21 protein-coding genes are annotated in these 14,967 nt (G+C 69.0%); 10 read left to right on the top strand and 11 right to left on the bottom strand.

Annotated features, from left to right (window positions below; genetic code table 11):
- Positions 1-158: 158 nt before the first annotated feature.
- A complete protein-coding gene (locus WI697_RS03645) occupies positions 159-998 on the bottom strand; it encodes a hypothetical protein (RefSeq protein WP_345957405.1) in 840 nt (279 codons plus the stop codon).
- A 5-nt stretch (positions 999-1,003) separates the two neighbouring features.
- Positions 1,004-1,387, bottom strand: coding sequence for a cupin domain-containing protein (locus tag WI697_RS03640; RefSeq protein ID WP_345957404.1), 384 nt, complete (start codon positions 1,385-1,387; stop codon positions 1,004-1,006).
- Positions 1,388-1,529: 142 nt separating this feature from the next.
- Here WI697_RS03640 and WI697_RS03635 point away from each other — a divergent pair, with 142 nt between their 5' ends.
- Positions 1,530-1,703 (top strand): hypothetical protein, encoded by a 174-nt coding sequence (locus tag WI697_RS03635; protein WP_345957403.1) that lies wholly within the window; start codon positions 1,530-1,532, stop codon positions 1,701-1,703.
- Between the two features lie 94 nt (positions 1,704-1,797).
- Here the strand turns inward: WI697_RS03635 and WI697_RS03630 are convergent, their stop codons facing one another.
- Entirely contained in the window at positions 1,798-2,004 is a 207-nt protein-coding gene (locus WI697_RS03630) for a hypothetical protein (RefSeq protein WP_345957402.1), read from the bottom strand.
- 428 nt (positions 2,005-2,432) lie between these two features.
- Between WI697_RS03630 and WI697_RS03625 the strand changes: the two genes are divergently transcribed.
- Entirely contained in the window at positions 2,433-2,714 is a 282-nt protein-coding gene (locus tag WI697_RS03625; protein WP_345957401.1) for a hypothetical protein, read from the top strand.
- Here the strand turns inward: WI697_RS03625 and WI697_RS03620 are convergent.
- Positions 2,692-2,988 (bottom strand): type II toxin-antitoxin system ParD family antitoxin, encoded by a 297-nt coding sequence (locus WI697_RS03620; RefSeq protein WP_345957400.1) that lies wholly within the window; start codon positions 2,986-2,988, stop codon positions 2,692-2,694. The genes WI697_RS03625 and WI697_RS03620 overlap by 23 nt on opposite strands.
- A gap of 190 nt (positions 2,989-3,178) precedes the next feature.
- On the opposite strand from WI697_RS03620, the gene WI697_RS03615 reads away from it, so the two are divergent.
- Together WI697_RS03615 and WI697_RS03610 are read left to right on the top strand one after the other, a co-directional pair.
- Positions 3,179-3,586, top strand: coding sequence for a CidA/LrgA family protein (locus WI697_RS03615; RefSeq protein ID WP_345957399.1), 408 nt, complete (start codon positions 3,179-3,181; stop codon positions 3,584-3,586).
- A complete protein-coding gene (locus WI697_RS03610; RefSeq protein ID WP_345957398.1) occupies positions 3,579-4,313 on the top strand; it encodes an LrgB family protein in 735 nt (244 codons plus the stop codon). The genes WI697_RS03615 and WI697_RS03610 overlap by 8 nt, the downstream gene beginning before the upstream one ends.
- Before the next feature lie 13 nt (positions 4,314-4,326).
- Here WI697_RS03610 and WI697_RS03605 read toward each other — a convergent pair whose 3' ends face one another.
- A complete protein-coding gene (locus tag WI697_RS03605) occupies positions 4,327-4,803 on the bottom strand; it encodes an Rrf2 family transcriptional regulator (RefSeq protein ID WP_345957397.1) in 477 nt (158 codons plus the stop codon).
- A 162-nt stretch (positions 4,804-4,965) separates the two neighbouring features.
- Here WI697_RS03605 and WI697_RS03600 point away from each other — a divergent pair, with 162 nt between their 5' ends.
- Positions 4,966-5,886: an NAD(P)/FAD-dependent oxidoreductase gene (locus tag WI697_RS03600; RefSeq protein WP_345957396.1), complete on the top strand. Its 921-nt coding sequence runs from the start codon at positions 4,966-4,968 to the stop codon at positions 5,884-5,886.
- A 22-nt stretch (positions 5,887-5,908) separates the two neighbouring features.
- Here WI697_RS03600 and WI697_RS03595 read toward each other — a convergent pair whose 3' ends face one another.
- From WI697_RS03595 to WI697_RS03585, 3 genes are read right to left on the bottom strand one after another with little or no spacing between them, the layout of a single operon-like run.
- Entirely contained in the window at positions 5,909-6,658 is a 750-nt protein-coding gene (locus WI697_RS03595) for a DUF6683 family protein (RefSeq protein ID WP_345957395.1), read from the bottom strand.
- A 57-nt stretch (positions 6,659-6,715) separates the two neighbouring features.
- Complete coding sequence (locus WI697_RS03590; protein WP_345957394.1) at positions 6,716-7,900, bottom strand: MFS transporter; 1,185 nt, start codon at positions 7,898-7,900, stop codon at positions 6,716-6,718.
- Positions 7,901-7,948: 48 nt separating this feature from the next.
- Entirely contained in the window at positions 7,949-8,620 is a 672-nt protein-coding gene (locus WI697_RS03585) for an O-methyltransferase (RefSeq protein ID WP_345957393.1), read from the bottom strand.
- A 144-nt stretch (positions 8,621-8,764) separates the two neighbouring features.
- Here WI697_RS03585 and WI697_RS03580 point away from each other — a divergent pair, with 144 nt between their 5' ends.
- The 3 genes from WI697_RS03580 (at position 8,765) to WI697_RS03570 (ending at position 9,949) form a co-directional block, all read left to right on the top strand.
- On the top strand, positions 8,765-9,394 hold the full coding sequence (locus WI697_RS03580; RefSeq protein ID WP_345957392.1) for a TetR family transcriptional regulator: 630 nt from the start codon (positions 8,765-8,767) through the stop codon (positions 9,392-9,394).
- A gap of 98 nt (positions 9,395-9,492) precedes the next feature.
- Positions 9,493-9,720, top strand: a complete 228-nt coding sequence (locus WI697_RS03575; RefSeq protein WP_345957391.1) for an AbrB/MazE/SpoVT family DNA-binding domain-containing protein — start codon at positions 9,493-9,495, stop codon at positions 9,718-9,720.
- Positions 9,686-9,949, top strand: a complete 264-nt coding sequence (locus WI697_RS03570; RefSeq protein WP_345957390.1) for a PIN domain-containing protein — start codon at positions 9,686-9,688, stop codon at positions 9,947-9,949. The genes WI697_RS03575 and WI697_RS03570 overlap by 35 nt, the downstream gene beginning before the upstream one ends.
- A 34-nt stretch (positions 9,950-9,983) precedes the next feature.
- Here WI697_RS03570 and WI697_RS03565 read toward each other — a convergent pair whose 3' ends face one another.
- A complete protein-coding gene (locus tag WI697_RS03565; RefSeq protein ID WP_345957389.1) occupies positions 9,984-10,886 on the bottom strand; it encodes a LysR family transcriptional regulator in 903 nt (300 codons plus the stop codon).
- Between the two features lie 127 nt (positions 10,887-11,013).
- Between WI697_RS03565 and WI697_RS03560 the strand changes: the two genes are divergently transcribed.
- Positions 11,014-12,042: a zinc-dependent alcohol dehydrogenase family protein gene (locus WI697_RS03560; RefSeq protein ID WP_345957388.1), complete on the top strand. Its 1,029-nt coding sequence runs from the start codon at positions 11,014-11,016 to the stop codon at positions 12,040-12,042.
- Between the two features lie 16 nt (positions 12,043-12,058).
- Here the strand turns inward: WI697_RS03560 and WI697_RS03555 are convergent, their stop codons facing one another.
- On the bottom strand, positions 12,059-12,532 hold the full coding sequence (locus WI697_RS03555) for a hypothetical protein (RefSeq protein WP_345957387.1): 474 nt from the start codon (positions 12,530-12,532) through the stop codon (positions 12,059-12,061).
- A 101-nt stretch (positions 12,533-12,633) separates the two neighbouring features.
- Complete coding sequence (locus tag WI697_RS03550) at positions 12,634-13,611, bottom strand: LysR family transcriptional regulator (RefSeq protein ID WP_345957386.1); 978 nt, start codon at positions 13,609-13,611, stop codon at positions 12,634-12,636.
- Between the two features lie 224 nt (positions 13,612-13,835).
- On the opposite strand from WI697_RS03550, the gene chvE reads away from it, so the two are divergent.
- On the top strand, positions 13,836-14,906 hold the full coding sequence (chvE, locus tag WI697_RS03545; protein ID WP_345957385.1) for a multiple monosaccharide ABC transporter substrate-binding protein: 1,071 nt from the start codon (positions 13,836-13,838) through the stop codon (positions 14,904-14,906).
- Positions 14,907-14,967: the final 61 nt, after the last annotated feature.

Genomic DNA, 14,967 nt, shown 5'->3' with positions numbered 1-14,967 from the left:
TCTTTCATATTTGCGTTAGCCCCTCGCCGGGCGGGTGCTCCGCACCCTTGGCCGCCGAGTCTTTTAGCCCCTCGCCGGGCGGGCGCTTCCGCGCCCTTGGCCGCCGCCTCAATGGCGGCTGGGAGCCAGGATTAGTTGAGGTTGGTGATTGTCATCCATCACGACCACAGAACCAGGCGGCCCGAGGGGAGGCGGCCGATGAAGGAGCCGATGGAGATGCGGTCATGGCCCGGGGCGGCGCGGCCGCCCGCGATCTCGTGCGGGTTGCGGGTGTTGAAGATGACCACGTCGCCCGCGACCGCCCGGAAGGTGAAGCGCTCGGCGCCGGCCACGGTCTCAGGCGGCAGGCCGTAGCTTTGCGGGATCTCGCCCGGCGCATGCGCAGGCGTCCAGGGCGCGTGATGGATGGTGGTCTCGCCCCCCTCCACCAGCTCCTGGGCATAGAAATTCCAGCCGAGCTGCGCATCGATCGCCGCGATGTCATAGGCGGGCGAATTGACCGGCGCCCAGTCGGCATGCAGATCCACGCCTTCCGAGGCATGCCGGATGATGCCGGCGTAATAGCGCCCGCCCGCCTCTTCGGCGATGCCGACCCCGGCGGGGCTCACCGCCGCCAGCCGGTCGATCAGCCGCCCGACCGCATCGAAGGCCCGGGCCTGCACCGCATCGCGCCGCGCCTCGACCGCCGCGGCATCGCGGAAATAGTCGGATTTGGGCCGGTCCCAGCGATACTCGTACTGGGCGAGGCCGATATAGCCGATCCGCCGCTTGACGCTGTAATAGGAAAGATCCGCGTCCGAGACCGCCTGCGCAAAGGCCGCGCATTCGGCAGGGCTCGCGAAGCCGGGGATGCGGATCGCCGGGATCTCGTCATCCAGCAGCGCACGCAGGTTTTCCGCGGTCAACGGCGCTTCGGCGGCCGATCGCCAGCGCGGCCGGGTGGGAAGGCCGGCCTCTGTATACAGCGGCGCCGGGTGATGGGTCGCAAGCGTCGCCACGGCCCTCACTCCCAGGTCTTGCGCGGCGGCGACTTCACCTCGACCTGAAGACAATCCTCCAGCGCCTCGCTGTAATGCTCAACCCCGACCGGATGGACCCAGGAACTGCCGGCCGTGGCAATGAACTCCTCGCCACCAATCACCAGCCGCATCTTTCCACTGATCAGATAGGCCACGGTCTCATGATCCATGTGCTTGTGCACCGGATCGATCAGCCCTTTCTTGCGGAAGACTTCCAGAAACAGGATATGCTCGCCCACGGCCATTTTCCTGACCGTGACATGCCCCTGTTCCTCAACCCCCTCCACCCGGTTGATCACTTCCGGCACCACATCCGCCGAATTGACGTGCAAATGGATGGTCCGCTGCATAATGCGCTGGTCGTCCACGCCCCGTCTCCCTGGTTGTTGCTTGTGCCCGGCCGGCTGGGGTGCGGCCGTTTTGTCTGGACAAGTTACTGTATGCAGAGGGTGGGGGTGGGCGCAAGGAGATTTGTCCGGACAATATAGCGCCGCCGGAAAGGTGAGGGACGTGATGCATATGATCGCTCAGGCGACCTGCGATGATGGGTGCCAGAGTTCCGCGGAGATTGGTCGCATCTATGCTGCGGCCGTTACCTGGAAACAGATCATGCCCGGAATCGTCTATGCCGGATCGATCTCCATCACCCGCCCGCGCCAGAAGGTGCAGGAGCGGACGGCCTGATGATCTGGGATTGCAGAAGCACCGGCCCCCTCAGCAATGTTCCGGAGCTGCTCGGGCACCGGAAAAAATCACAGGCCAATGATGTCTGTGCATTTTATGCACCCAGCCAGAGACCGACCAGGTCGACCAGACGGGCGTCCCCGGTCGCCTCTCTCAGGCGATCGAGCAGACGATAGGGCCCCGGCCGCCAGGTCCCACCCCGCACATCCGCCGCCAGCCGGGCAAGCCGGGGCTCGACACCGATACGGAAGGCATCCAGACTTTCACCATCACCACCCGGGCCGCCGCGGTTGCGCAACATCTTGGACCAGCCTTCCCGGAGCCGATCGGGAGCGGGCAGACGGTCGAACATGGCGGAAAGACCCTGTGGAATTTATAATTGTCTGATATTATTACAGAAATCTGTATGTCTTCACGGGACGAATACGTATGTATGAAATGACCTCGGTCCCGATGGAAAATGGGCGAAAACAGGATATCTTGACAATGGCCTGGAAGAGGGGGAGTTTGAAGCCATGACCAATCGCTCCGGTCATGGAAACGAGAACCGCCGACGCTCAGGCCGTCCGGGAGTTTGAAGCCATGACCAATCGCTCCGGTCATGCGCTTTCCTGTGTCTTGCCCTCTCCCTTTTCAAAAGCGCCCCCTCCGATCCTGTGACCCTTCACTCTCCACGCTCACCCGTCCGGATGATTGCCTCGCCCCAGGGTTGATCGGATGGGGGGCGCCATGCGGCTGGTCGTGGTGGTGGTGCGGGATCTGGTGACCGCCCGGGTGGCGGAGGTCCTGGGGGCAGAGAGCGGGCGCGGGACTGAAACGCTCGCGGTCGCGGGGTCCTGGCGGCAGTCGGGTGGAATGCCGGCCGATCTGCTGGACCGGGTGATGACCCGGTTGGCGGCGCCCGAGACAGTCGCCACGCCGCGCCTGCGCAAGGTGGCGCTGGCGGGGATCGGCGATGCCGCCGCCGCCTGCGGAAGAAGCCGAAGCTTCATAGGTCGTCGGAAAGCCTGACTCTGTCGTCGGAAGGGCGGGCGCGCAGCTTCTCACGAAGTCCCGCGAAGACCTCTTCGGCGTCGATCGACGGGCCGCTGTCGATACCGGCCTGAACCAGATCGCGCAATTCGTCGACCGTGTAGCCCAGCAGATCGCGACGATCGTGCCATTCGCGCACGGCCTCGCCGATCACCTCGCTGGTCGAGGCGTATTGGCCCGTCTGCACTGCATCACGGACGGCCCCTGCCATGTCTGGCGGCAGGACAACCGTCATCTTCTCGACGTCCGCCATAGCGCACCTCGTTCACCAATCGTTCTAAAGACTAAGCCATCCACGCCATAGCGGCAAGGCCCCGGCCGCTTTCCAGGACAGCCGGCCGATACCACCCCCGCCCCAAGCGCCCCGCCCCAACCGCATTACCCCTTCCCCCCTCCCCTGATGCATACTGCCCGCCGCCACACACAGCATCGCGAAGGGTTTCATGGCGACGGGGTGGAAGAAGGCCGGCGCGGTCTGCGTCGGGACGGTCGGGTTCGGGCTGGCCTGCATGGTCGGCAGCTGGCTGTCGGCGGTGACCGGGATCGGGCTGCCGGGGCAGATTCTGGCGGTGCCGATCGTGCTGGCCGTGCTCGCCTGGCTGCCGGCGGCGCGGCGGCCGATCGAGGCGGCGGGGGATGTTCTGCTGCCGCTGCTGGGGCTGTTCCTCATCCCGCCCGCCACCCGGGCCCTGCAGGCGATGGTGGAAGATCCCGGCCGGCTGCCGGGGCTGCTGCTCGCCATCGGCCTGACCCTGCCGGTGACGGTGGCGGTGACGGTGGGCGTGTTCACCCGCCTGAGGCGGCAGCCGCCGATCCCGGCGGCGGAGCGCGGGGCGCGCGGCCATGACTGATCCCGTCACCGAGCTTCTGGCCTGGGCACGGGCGCTTTCCTGGCAGGGGGTGGCGCTGCTGGCGCTCACCTTCGCGGCCTGGGCCGCGGCGCGGCGGTTATGGGCGGCGGCGCGGGGATCGGCCTTTCTGACCCCGGTGCTGACCGCGGCGGTGCTGATCACCGGCGTGCTGACCGCGATCGATCTTCCGGTCGGTGACTACGGCCGCGCGACCACGCCCCTTTCGGCCGCCCTGCTGCCGGCAACCGCCGCCATGGCCGTGCCGCTCTGGCGGATGCGGGTCTATCTGCGCGCGGTCTGGCGGCCGCTGGTGGCGGGCACGATCGCCGGCGGCGCCACCTCGTTCCTCGGCATCTTCCTGATCGGCCCGCTGCTGGGCCTGCCCCTGGCCGACCAGCTGGGGCTGGGCCTGCGCGCGGTCACGGCGCCGGTCGCGATCCCGCTGGCACAAAGCCTGGGCAGCACCATGGACGTCACCATGCTCGGCATTCTGGGCAACGGGCTGTTCGGCGCCATGGTCACGCCGCTGCTGGCGCGGCTGGCGCTGACCCGGCTGGCGGGCCTGCGCGACGACGACCGCGTCACCGGCTTCACCCTCGGCCTCACCAGCCATGCGATCGGCGTGGCCCATGCCGCCCCCCGCGGCGGCGACATGGCGGCGATGGCGGCAGCCGGCATGCTGGCGAATGCGGTCTGCACGACGCTGATGGTGATCCCGCTGCTCTGACGGTGGCGCGGTCTCAGCCCTCGACCGGAGAGGTTTCTACCGGGCAGGCCGGCCCCGTCAGCCCGGTATCGGCCAGCCGCCGCTCGAAATCCTGCGCCAGATCCTGAAGCGTCACCGCAGCCAGCCGGGCGCGCAGCACCGCCTCGGCCGCGGCGAGCGCGTCAGCCAACGCCGCATCCACCGCCTGTTCCACCAGGCAGTCCGGGTTGTCGCGGGCCAGCCCGATCGCGAAGATGGCAGGGTCGCCCACCGCCCGGTACACATCCAGAAGCGTGATGTCGGCCAGCGGCCGCGCCAGGGTCCAGCCGCCGCCATGGCCCTTTTCCGAGCGCACATGGCCCGCCTCGCGCAGGCCGGCCATGGTGCGGCGCACCACCACAGGATTGGTCGACAGCATCGCCGCGATGGCGTCCGAGGTCATCGGGCCGTCATGGCGGTTCATGTGGATCAGCACATGCAGCATGCGCGACAGGCGGCTGTCGGATCTCATCGCGTGGGTCCGGGCGGTCAAGGGTGGCAGGCGGGCTTCGATCCCTTCATCCCATCATGCAGCCCCGTCACGCAAGAGCGGAAGCGACATGAGTCTTGACGGGCTGGCCACGCCACTCCTAAAGTTACGTAACTTTAAACGATACGTGATCAGGAGAGATCCATGCACTTCGACGCGATCGTGGTCGGCGGCAGCTTTGCGGGGCTGGCGGCGGCGATGCAGCTGGCCCGCGCGCGGCGGCGGGTGGCGGTGATCGATGCCGGCCAGCCGCGCAACCGGTTCTCGCCCGCGCTGCACGGCATGCCCGGGCAGGATGGCCGCAGCCCTGCCGCGATTCTGGGAGAGGCCCGCGCCCAGCTTGCCGCCTATCCGGCGGCAACGCTGATCGGCGGCCAAGTGGCCGCCGCTGCCGCCATGGATGACGGTTCCCTGGTGCAGCTGGCCGATGGCCGCGAGATGTCGGCCGCCCGGCTGATCCTGGCCCATGGCCTGGCCGACCGCATGCCCGGCGCCGGGGCCGGCCGCAAGCTGGCCGCGGCGCTGGCCGAACGCTGGGGCCATGGCGTGCTGCATTGCCCCTATTGCCATGGCTATGAAACGGCGGGCGGGCCGATCGGCGTGCTCGCCACCCGCCCCGACATGGCGGCGCATGCGCTGCTCTTCACCGACTGGGGGCCGACGACGCTGCTGCTGGACGGCATCCCCGCCCCCGATGCCGAAACCGCCGCCCGCCTGGCCGCGGCCGGGATCACCATCGAAACCGTGCCGGTGGCGGAGCTGCTGGGCCCCGCCCCGGCCCTTACCGGCCTGCGCCTGGCGGACGGCCGCACGCTGCCGATGACCGGCCTGTTCGTCGCCCCCGAACCCGCCTTCACCACCCCCCTGCCCGGGATGCTGGGCTGCCGCACCGAAACCGGCCCGACCGGCCCCTGGATCGCGACCGACGACTGGGGCCTGACCTCGGTTGCGGGCGTCTACGCCGCGGGCGACATCGCCTTTCCCATGCACAATGCCAGTCTGGCCCTCGCCTCGGGCGTGCGGGCGGGGGTGGGCGCGCACCGGTCGCTGGTCTTCGGCGGGTAGGAGTCCCCGTCCGGCGCGGCCCTCACCGCAACCCCTCCACCGTAAGATCCAGCCGGGTCAGGTCCAGCCCGAAGGTCGCCTGCGCGCCCCGCGCCACCGCCTCGCCGACCCGCTTCTGCAGCTCGGGGTGGTCGCGGGCGGCGCTGGCATGACGGGAGATGATGACCGCCTGAACGATCATCGATTCGGCCAGTTCCTGCTTTTCGGCATCGCTCGCCCGGGTGAAGCCGGGGGTGGCGCCGATGGCCGCCGCCAGCTGGTCGCTGAGGCCGCGCATCACCTCGGGCGCCGGGTCGGCATCGCTGCCGCGGACCGCGGCCCAGGCGGTGGAGAGATAGACCGCCATGGCATCGGCCACGTTTTCCGGCCGCATGCCATAGGGTTTCAGCCAGTCGCGGGCGGCGGCGATGACGTCGTTGTCGGTCAGCAGCCGGTCGAGATTTTCGGCGGCGCCGGCATCATGGGCGCGCAGGCGATCGACGAACACCTCGAAATTGCGCCGGCGCACCGCCGGGTCCGGCCGGTAGCTCAACACCTCGTCCGGGGCCGGCAGCCGGCCGGGCGGCAGGCTGCCGTCCAGCCGGGGGGCCAGGGCGCGCGGCGTGACCGGGGCCTGCGACGGCCGGTTGGTCAGGGCCGCGAGCTTCAGCGGCCCCTGATCGGCGCGGGCCGGCATGGCCACCACCAGCGCCCCCAGGACGAGCAACCGCAGATCGGGCAACCGCAGATGGGGCAGCCGCAGACGGGTCGTTTTGGGAAGACGGATGGGCATCACCACACTCCTTCTGCCTGAGTCCAACCTGGAGACGGGCGTGTGGCATCGGCGGGGTCATCCTGCGACCGTTTGGTGACGGCGCCGGCCGATCAGCAGCGCGATCAGGAAGCCCGCCCCCGCCGCACAGCCGCCGATCAGGAAGACCGGGCCATAGCCGGCACGGTCGGCGACCAGCCCGGCCAGCGGGCCGGTCAGGCCATAGGCCAGATCCTGAAAGGCGGAAAAGCCGCCCAGCGCCGTGCCGCGCAGATGCGGCGGCACCAGATGCACCACCTCGCGCCCCATGGCGGGAAACACCATCGAACAGCCGAGCCCGGTGAGGAAGGCGCCGGCCAGCGCCAGCTCCGGCAGCGGCGCCGCCCAGATCAGGATCTGGCCCGCCGCCTCTACCGCCAGCGAAGCCGTGGCGACCGGCAGCCCGCCCAGCCGGTCGGGCAGATGGCCGAACAGGATGCGCACCAGCACGAAACCGGCGCCGAAGGCGGCCAGCCCCAGCCCGGCATGGGCCCAGCCCCGGTTCAGGAACAGCAGCACGAAGAAGGCGCCGATCGCGGCGAAGCCGATGCCCTGCAGGCAGACGATCAGCCCGTGCCGCCAGATCCGCCCCATCACCGACAGGAAGGAGGGGCGCGCGGCATCGGGATGCGGGGCCACCCCCGGCATGGCCGCGACGGCAATCAGGCCCAGGCAGGGCAACAATGCCGCCACCGCCATGGCCCCCATGAAGCCCGCATACTCCATCAGCAGCAGGCCGAGCGGGCCGCCCAGGCCCAGCGCGCCATAGATCGCAGCCCCCACCAGCGCCAGCACCCGGCCGGCCCGCGCCGGCCCGGCAATGCCGATGCCCCAGGCGACCACGCCGACGCCGACCAGGCTCTCGCCCAGGCCGACCAGCAACCGACCGGCGAGCAGAACCACAAACGCAGTTATCGGCGCGAGTGATGTCAGCCCCGCCAGCAGCGAGACCAGGGCGCCCGCGGCATAAAGCGCCAGGCCGCGCCCGACCGCGATCTTCGCCCCCGCGCGGTCCGATACCCGCCCGGCCGGGCCGCGGGTGAGGATGGTGGCGAGGAAGGCGATGCCCACCGCCAGACCGGCCTGAAGATTGCCCAGGCCCAGCCCGTCGGTGACCTGCACCGGCACCACCGGCAGCGGGATCGCGACGCAGAGATACGAAAGGAAAAGAACGGCAACCAGCAGCAGAAGCCGCGCCTGCGCACCGGCTGAAGAGGTCGTCATGGGACGCTCCACCACAAGGAAGGGCGGGAAAGAGGCGGCCGCCGATGGTCAGCCGAGCCGCATCGACAGTTCGACATCGCCGCCAAAGGGCACCGACAGCCAGCCATTGGCCGGGTCGCGGACCCGGGCCAGATAGTCGGGGGCGTGTTCGGCATTGTCGGCCACCACCAGGGCGCCGGGGCGGAGATGCGGCTCGATCAGCGCCAGGATCTCGGCATAGAGCACCTTGGCGCCGTCGAGCAGCACCAGATCGATCGCCGGCGGCAGATCGCGGGCCAGCGTTTCCAGCGCATCGCCCTCGCGCAGCTCGACCAGATCGGCCAGGCCGGCGGCCCGCAGGTTGTCGCGCGCACGGGCGGCCTTGGCGGGCTCGAATTCGGTGGTGATGATCCGGCCCGCACCATCCGCACCGGCCGTATCGCGCAGCGCCGCCGCCAGATGCAGGGTCGAGATGCCGAAGGAGGTGCCGAATTCGACGATCGTCTGCGCCTTCAGGCTGCATGCCAGCATGTAAAGCAGACGCCCGGTTGTGGGCGAGACCGGCAGCGCGACCTCGGCCAGACCATGATAGAGATCGCGATAGAGGCTTCGGCTGCGCATCAGCCGATCGCGCTCTTCGGCAGAGAGCCGGGCCAGGGCCGGCGGGATTTCTGCCGCGGCGGCCTCGGCGAACAGGCGGTCGAGCAGTGGCGCCACGGGCGTGGTGATCAGGGTCGACATGGGGCAACATCCCTCTCGGACACAGAGATTTCAGGTCTCGGGGGTTTCGGGTCTCGGTGATTTCGGATTGAGAGGGGCGCCGCCTCGCCCTAAGAATATGACGAGATCGTCGCATTCACGCTAATCGCATTGGCGGAGCCCCTGATGCCCCCTGCCCCGACCCCGCGGATTTCCTTGCGAAAACGCCCGCAACAATCCCGGTCCGAGGGGCTGGTGGCGGCGATCCTGGAAGCGGCGGTTCAGGTTCTGACGACCGAGGGCGCGCAGCGTTTCACCACCGCGCGGGTGGCGGAACGGGCGGGCGTGGCCGTGGGCTCGCTCTACCAGTATTTCCCCAACAAGGCGGCGATCCTGTTCCGCCTGCAAAGCGATGAATGGCAGCGGACCGGCCGCCAGATGCATGCGATCCTGTCGGACACCAGCCGCACGCCGGCCGACCGGCTGCGCGATCTGGCAGCCACTTTCCTCCGCTCGGAATGCGAAGAGGCCGCCATCCGCCGCGCACTCGACGACGCCGCCCCGCTCTACCGCGATGCCCCCGAGGCCCGCGCCGCCCGCGCCTGGATCCACGACACCCTCGCCGCCTTCATGCACGAAGCCCTCCCCGACGCCGACGACGCCCGCCGCGCGCTCACCGGCGAGGTGATCATGCGCACGCTGAAATCGGTCGGAAAGGACTACTCGGAAACCCCCCAATCACCGGCCGCGGTCGAGGCCTTCGGTCAGGCGCTGGGGGAGATGCTGGTGGGGTATCTGGACCGGTGCCGGGGGTGACGATGGCGCCGGGCTCCAACCGGGTCCGGCAGCCTCACATCCCCTTGAATCCTGGAAATCATGATGTCAGTATTTCCTTACTTCCCAGGAACATCTACATGCTTGCAAAGCTGACATCTGAAAACCAACTCACTCTGCCAAAGGCGGTGGTCGCTGCGGTAGAGGGCGCGGAGTATTTCGATGTGGTCGAAGAGAACGGCCGCATCATACTCACCCCGGTTCGCATCAACCGCGCTGATGCTGTCCGGGCCAAGCTGGAAGAATTGAACCTGTCGGAAGCAGATATTGCCGATGCCGTTGCCTGGGCACGAGGACCTGCTGGCTGACGATCTGCCCTGGTGCGAGACAGTGCTGATCCCCGTCCCACCGCCTGCGGTCCCGGATTGCCGCGATCCGTTCGATCAGCCCTTCCTGGTGCTGGCACTCGCCGGCCACGCCACTGCACTCCTCACCGGGGACCGTGATCTGCTGGTGCTCGCAGACGACTTTCCGAGTCCCATTCTGACGGCCGCCGACATGAAGACGCGCCTCACGATGGCCCCGGAAATGCGCTAAGGCCCCGGCAAGGGCACGCCGCACCGTTCCCCGCTCAAAGCTCCGCCGCGCCGGGCAGCCGCGCGGCCAGCCGGTCGACGGCCAGCCGCAGCTTCAGGTCGGGGTGCGGGCTGCGCGGCCAGATCGCGTGGCTGGTGAAGACGGTGGCCGGCTGGTCGGTCAGCACTTCGGCCAGCGTGCCGGCGCGGATCCGGTCGCGGACCAGCCAGCAGGGCAGCCAGGTCAGGCCGAGCCCCGCCGCGGCCGCATCGGCCAGGGCCTCCAGATCGTCGAAGCGCAGCCGCGCCGCCGGGCGGATCACCGCATCGCGGCCGTCCGGCATCGGGAACAGCCAGCCGCGCACCCGGCCGCCGCGGAGATAGACCAGGCAGTCGTGATCGGCCAGCGCCGCCAGATCGGCGGGCGTGCCGCGCCGGGCCAGATAGTCGGGCGAGGCCACGATCGTCATCCGCTGGCGGGCGACCAGGCGGGCCATCAGCCCCGCGGCATCCTCCAGCGGGCCGTTGCGGATGGCGAGATCGATGCCGTCCTCGACCAGATCGACCAGCCGGTCGGTGAAATGCAGGTCCAGTTCCAGCCCCGGATGTTCGCGGGCAAGCCCGGTCAGGATCGGCGCAACGCAGCGCCGCCCGAACAGCACCGGCAGCGACACCCTGAGACGCCCTGAAACCGCGCGGCGGCCGTGGTCGAGCATCGCCTCTCCCGCACGGATTTCGGCCAGCCCCCGCAGGCAGTGCTCCAGAAAGGCCTGGCCCTCTTCGGTCAGCGCCTGGGCGCGGGTGGTGCGGTGGAACAGCCGCACGCCCAGCCGCGCCTCCAGCCGGCCCACCGTCTTGGCGACCGCCGAGCGCGATAAGGCCAGCCGTTCGGCCGCCGCCGAAAAACTGCCCGCCTCCGCCGCCTCCACGAAGACGCCGATGCCGCTCAACCGGTCCATGATCCGCCGTATGACCCGTCTTTTGTTGCCTACCAGGCGCCAATCTTCCGACATATCGGCGCAACTGGCGACTGAAATTCCGGGCTAGCCTGCGGGCTCCATCATCCCCCCGCCGGAGAGAGGCCCCATGACCGACGGCACCATGACCCGCTGGACGATCAGCGCCCACGACATCGCGACCCTCCGGCCCGAAACCCGGCCCATCCCCAGGCCCGGCCCGGGCGAGGTCCTGGTGAAGATCGGCGCGGTGGCGCTGAATTATCGCGACAAGATGGTGGTGGAGACCGGCATGGGCCTGCCGCTCAGCCTGCCGGTCTCCCCCGCTTCCGACATGGCCGGCCGCGTGCTGGCGACCGGTGCCGGCGTCTCGCGTTTCAAAACCGACGACCGGGTGATCGCGCAGTTCATCCCCGACTGGATCGACGGCCGCAGGCCGGGCGGCGCCTGGCCGCTGCCGCTCGACACCCTGGCCGGCACCCTGCCCGGCCTGCTCGCCACCCATGCGGTGCTGCCCGCAGACTGGCTGGTGGCGGCACCCCGCAGCCTCGACGATGCCGGCGCCGCCACCCTGCCGGTGGCCGGGCTGACCGCCTGGATGGCGCTGGTGGAATACGGCCGCATCCGCGCCGGCGACACGGTGCTGGTTCAGGGCACCGGCGGGGTGGCGCTGTTCGGGTTGCAGATCGCACGGGCGCATGGCGCACGTGTGCTGGTCACCTCGGGCTCGGCCGACAAGCTGGCGCAGGCGCGCGCCCTCGGCGCCGATCACGGCATCGATCGCAGTGCGGGCGACTGGGCCGCGGCGGTGGTGGCGGCGACCGGCGGGCGCGGGGTCGATCATCTGCTGGAGGTGGCGGGCGGCGCCGGCCTCGGCACCTCGCTCCGCGCGCTCGCCCCCGGCGGCCGGATCTCGGTGATCGGCGTGCTCGACGGCGCCGAAATATCGGCCAATGTCAAACCGCTGCTGACCAAGGCGCCGGTAATCCAGGGCATCGCCGTCGGCCACCGGCGCGGGCTGGAAGATTTCGTCCGCGCGGTGAACATGCTGGGCCTTCAGCCGGTCATCGCCCGGCGCTATCGGCCCGACGCCATCCGCGAGGCCTTCGCCCATCTCGACCGCGGCCCCTTCGGCAAGCTGGTGATCGAGATGGATTGACCGGCATCCCCGCCGATCAGAACAGCATGCCATGGGCGCCAGCCACGGCGCCCGCCACCGTGACCGCGGCCACCGCCGCCAGCACCCGATGGGCACGCAGCACCAGCCGGTACACCGCCTCGGGCCGGCTGGCGGCGGCCCGGTGGAACCAGGCATGCAGCACCAGCGGCTCGGCGATCAGCAGGATCACGGCAAAGATCGCCCACAGCACGACCATGGCATGCATCCACCAATAGCCGGGCTCGGCGAAGCGCCACCAGGCATCCAGCCGCCAGGTCATCCAGAACCCCGACAGCCCGGCCAGCACCACCGACACCCGCGCCTGGCCCGAAAACCGCCCCTCGATCGCCTCGAACACCTCCAGCCGCCGGGCGGGTTCCGCCATCCGGCCGACGGCCGGCAGCAGCACGAAGGTGACCAGCCACAGCCCCCCGATCCAGTGCAGGACCGCCAGGACGTGAATGACGCGCGCGATGGTGACCTCGTCCATGGGAAGGGGCTCCGGCAGGGGGCAGACAATATATGTATATCAGAAGAATATTATTGCCTGCCGCGACATTCCGCCCCGGCCAGACCTGCGGGCCTGGCCGGTCAGGCATGCAGGTCCAGGCCGCCGATGCGTTCGTGGATCATGGTGAACACGGTCTCTGCCGCCGGTGTCGGGTCGACATCGCGGGAACGGATCAGGGCATAGGGCGTCACCCGCATATCCTCGGCCACCGGCAGGGTCACGATGCCCATGCCCATGCCTTCGTGATCGGCATAGAACCGCGCCACGGTGCGCGCCAGCGTGCCGATGCCGTTCGAACTGGCGATCAGGGCCAGCGTCAGCAGGATCGAGGAGGTCCCCAGCACCCGGTCCGGCAGGGTGCATCCGCGGCCGAGCAGATAAGCCTCGACCGTGGTCCGCATCAGCCCGCCCTGGGGCTGCAGGATCCAGTCATAGGCGACGCAGTCTTCCAGCGTCGGGGCGGGTTTGCGGGTCAGCGGGTGGCCCTTGCGGACCACCAGGCTCAAGGGTTCCTCGCCGATGGTGCGGATCACGAAGCTCCGCGGATCCCGATCGGCCGGCAGGCGGCCGATGTAGAAATCCACCGCCCCCGCCAGAAGCTCGCCGGCCAGCTTGTCCGACAGGTCGACCGATACGTTGACGCGGATGTCGGGATGGGTCACGCGCAGCTGGCGGATCACCGGCAGGATGATCTCCAGCGCCGGCCCGGTCACCGCGCCGATATTGACGGTGCCCCGGGTACCACGGCCCATATCCTCGATCTCGCGATCGGTCTGGTCCAGATCCCGCAGCAGGCGCCGGGCGCGGTCGGCCAGGGTTACCCCCATCACGGTCAGGCGGATGCCCCGCGGATGGCGTTCATACAAGGGCACGCCGACGATGGTCTCCGCCTCGGCCAGCAGGCGCGAGGCGGTGGGCTGGGTCATGTTCAGCCGGGCCGCGGCCGCGCTGACCTGCGGGGTGTCCAGCAGCTCTGCCAGCACCCGCAGATGACGGAATTTGATGCCACGGCCGATCAGCCGGTCGCGCCGCCCCACCTTGTTCGGGCCGCTCTCCATGAAGGCCACCTCCCGTCCTGCCGATGCATGTGATATGCCGGGAATGATATATCCAATACGATTATGCCGATTTGACCGGCATATCCAATCCTCTTACCAATAGACCCAGCGGCAATGACCGGGCGGACCGTCCGCCGATGAGTTGCGCCACAAAAGCAAGGGCCGTCCCGGCGGACTCCGCAGAAGCGGGGCTGAACCAGGGGGCGCCGCGAAGGGAGGAAAAGATGAGGGCATTGAAGACGGTCGCGCTTGCGGCCGGCCTGTCCGTGATCGCCATGGGGGGCGCGGACCTGGCATCGGCCGGCGAGGGGTATGTGGGCATCTCCATGCCCACCAAATCCTCTGCCCGCTGGATCTCCGACGGCAGCTCGATGGTCGAGCAGTTCAAGGCCGCCGGCTACGAGACCGATCTGCAATATGCCGAAGACGACATTCCCAACCAGCTGGCGCAGATCGAAAACATGGTGACCAAGGGCGTCGACGTCCTGGTCATCGCCGCGATCGACGGCACCACCCTGTCGAACGTGCTGGCCAACGCCGACGCCGCCGGCATCAAGGTGATCGCCTATGACCGGCTGATCCGCGACAGCGAGCATGTGAACTATTACGCCACCTTCGACAATTTCAAGGTCGGCGTCCAGCAGGCCACCACCCTGGTCGAAGGGCTGAAACAGCGCTTCCCCGACCAGAAGCCCTGGAACGTGGAACTCTTCGGCGGCTCGCCCGACGACAACAACGCCTATTTCTTCTACAACGGCGCGATGTCGGTGCTCGATCCGCTGATCAAGGACGGCTCGGTGGTGATCCCCTCGGGCCAGATGGGCATGGACAAGGTGGGCACGCTGCGCTGGGACGGCGCCGTGGCCCAGGCGCGCATGGACAATCTGCTCTCGGCCAACTACACGGGCAAGAAGGTCCATGGGGTGCTCTCGCCCTATGACGGCCTGTCGATCGGCATCATCTCGTCGCTGAAGGGGGTGGGCTACGGCTCGGGCGACATGGCCATGCCCATCGTCACCGGCCAGGATGCCGAAGTCCCCTCGGTCAAGGCCATCCTGCGCGGCGACCAGTATTCGACCATCTTCAAGGACACCCGCGAACTCGCCCGGGTGACGGTCGGCATGGTCGACGCCGTGATGGGCGGCGGCGAGCCCGAAATCAACGACACCACCACCTATGACAACGGCAAGAAGGTCGTTCCCTCCTATCTGCTGGAGCCGGTTCCGGTCACCGCCGCCAACTGGCGGCCGGTGCTGATCGACAGCGGCTATTACAAGGCCTCCGAGATCGAGTAACCGGCGGGATCCCTCGCCCGGGGCAAAGGACGGCTTCGGGCGAGACCCCTTGGGAGGAACG

It is taken from the genome of Tistrella mobilis, assembly GCF_039634785.1.
Lineage (GTDB): Bacteria > Pseudomonadota > Alphaproteobacteria > Tistrellales > Tistrellaceae > Tistrella > Tistrella mobilis.
Note: the sequence above shows the minus strand (reverse complement) of the source record. Positions and strands in the feature narration are given on the sequence as shown.

Bases quoted from the DNA above. Each gene is read 5' to 3' on its own strand.
- WI697_RS03630 (WP_345957402.1), bottom strand. From the start codon at position 2,004: ATGTTGCGCAACCGCGGCGGCCCGGGTGGTGATGGTGAAAGTCTGGAT.
- WI697_RS03625 (WP_345957401.1), top strand. From the start codon at position 2,433: ATGCGGCTGGTCGTGGTGGTGGTGCGGGATCTGGTGACCGCCCGGGTG.
- WI697_RS03620 (WP_345957400.1), bottom strand. From the start codon at position 2,988: ATGGCGGACGTCGAGAAGATGACGGTTGTCCTGCCGCCAGACATGGCA.
- WI697_RS03615 (WP_345957399.1), top strand. From the start codon at position 3,179: ATGGCGACGGGGTGGAAGAAGGCCGGCGCGGTCTGCGTCGGGACGGTC.
- WI697_RS03610 (WP_345957398.1), top strand. From the start codon at position 3,579: ATGACTGATCCCGTCACCGAGCTTCTGGCCTGGGCACGGGCGCTTTCC.
- WI697_RS03605 (WP_345957397.1), bottom strand. From the start codon at position 4,803: ATGAGATCCGACAGCCGCCTGTCGCGCATGCTGCATGTGCTGATCCAC.
- WI697_RS03600 (WP_345957396.1), top strand. From the start codon at position 4,966: ATGCACTTCGACGCGATCGTGGTCGGCGGCAGCTTTGCGGGGCTGGCG.
- WI697_RS03595 (WP_345957395.1), bottom strand. From the start codon at position 6,658: ATGCCCATCCGTCTTCCCAAAACGACCCGTCTGCGGCTGCCCCATCTG.
- WI697_RS03590 (WP_345957394.1), bottom strand. From the start codon at position 7,900: ATGACGACCTCTTCAGCCGGTGCGCAGGCGCGGCTTCTGCTGCTGGTT.
- WI697_RS03585 (WP_345957393.1), bottom strand. From the start codon at position 8,620: ATGTCGACCCTGATCACCACGCCCGTGGCGCCACTGCTCGACCGCCTG.
- WI697_RS03580 (WP_345957392.1), top strand. From the start codon at position 8,765: ATGCCCCCTGCCCCGACCCCGCGGATTTCCTTGCGAAAACGCCCGCAA.
- WI697_RS03575 (WP_345957391.1), top strand. From the start codon at position 9,493: ATGCTTGCAAAGCTGACATCTGAAAACCAACTCACTCTGCCAAAGGCG.
- WI697_RS03570 (WP_345957390.1), top strand. From the start codon at position 9,686: ATGCCGTTGCCTGGGCACGAGGACCTGCTGGCTGACGATCTGCCCTGG.
- WI697_RS03565 (WP_345957389.1), bottom strand. From the start codon at position 10,886: ATGGACCGGTTGAGCGGCATCGGCGTCTTCGTGGAGGCGGCGGAGGCG.
- WI697_RS03560 (WP_345957388.1), top strand. From the start codon at position 11,014: ATGACCGACGGCACCATGACCCGCTGGACGATCAGCGCCCACGACATC.
- WI697_RS03555 (WP_345957387.1), bottom strand. From the start codon at position 12,532: ATGGACGAGGTCACCATCGCGCGCGTCATTCACGTCCTGGCGGTCCTG.
- WI697_RS03550 (WP_345957386.1), bottom strand. From the start codon at position 13,611: ATGGAGAGCGGCCCGAACAAGGTGGGGCGGCGCGACCGGCTGATCGGC.
- chvE (WP_345957385.1), top strand. From the start codon at position 13,836: ATGAGGGCATTGAAGACGGTCGCGCTTGCGGCCGGCCTGTCCGTGATC.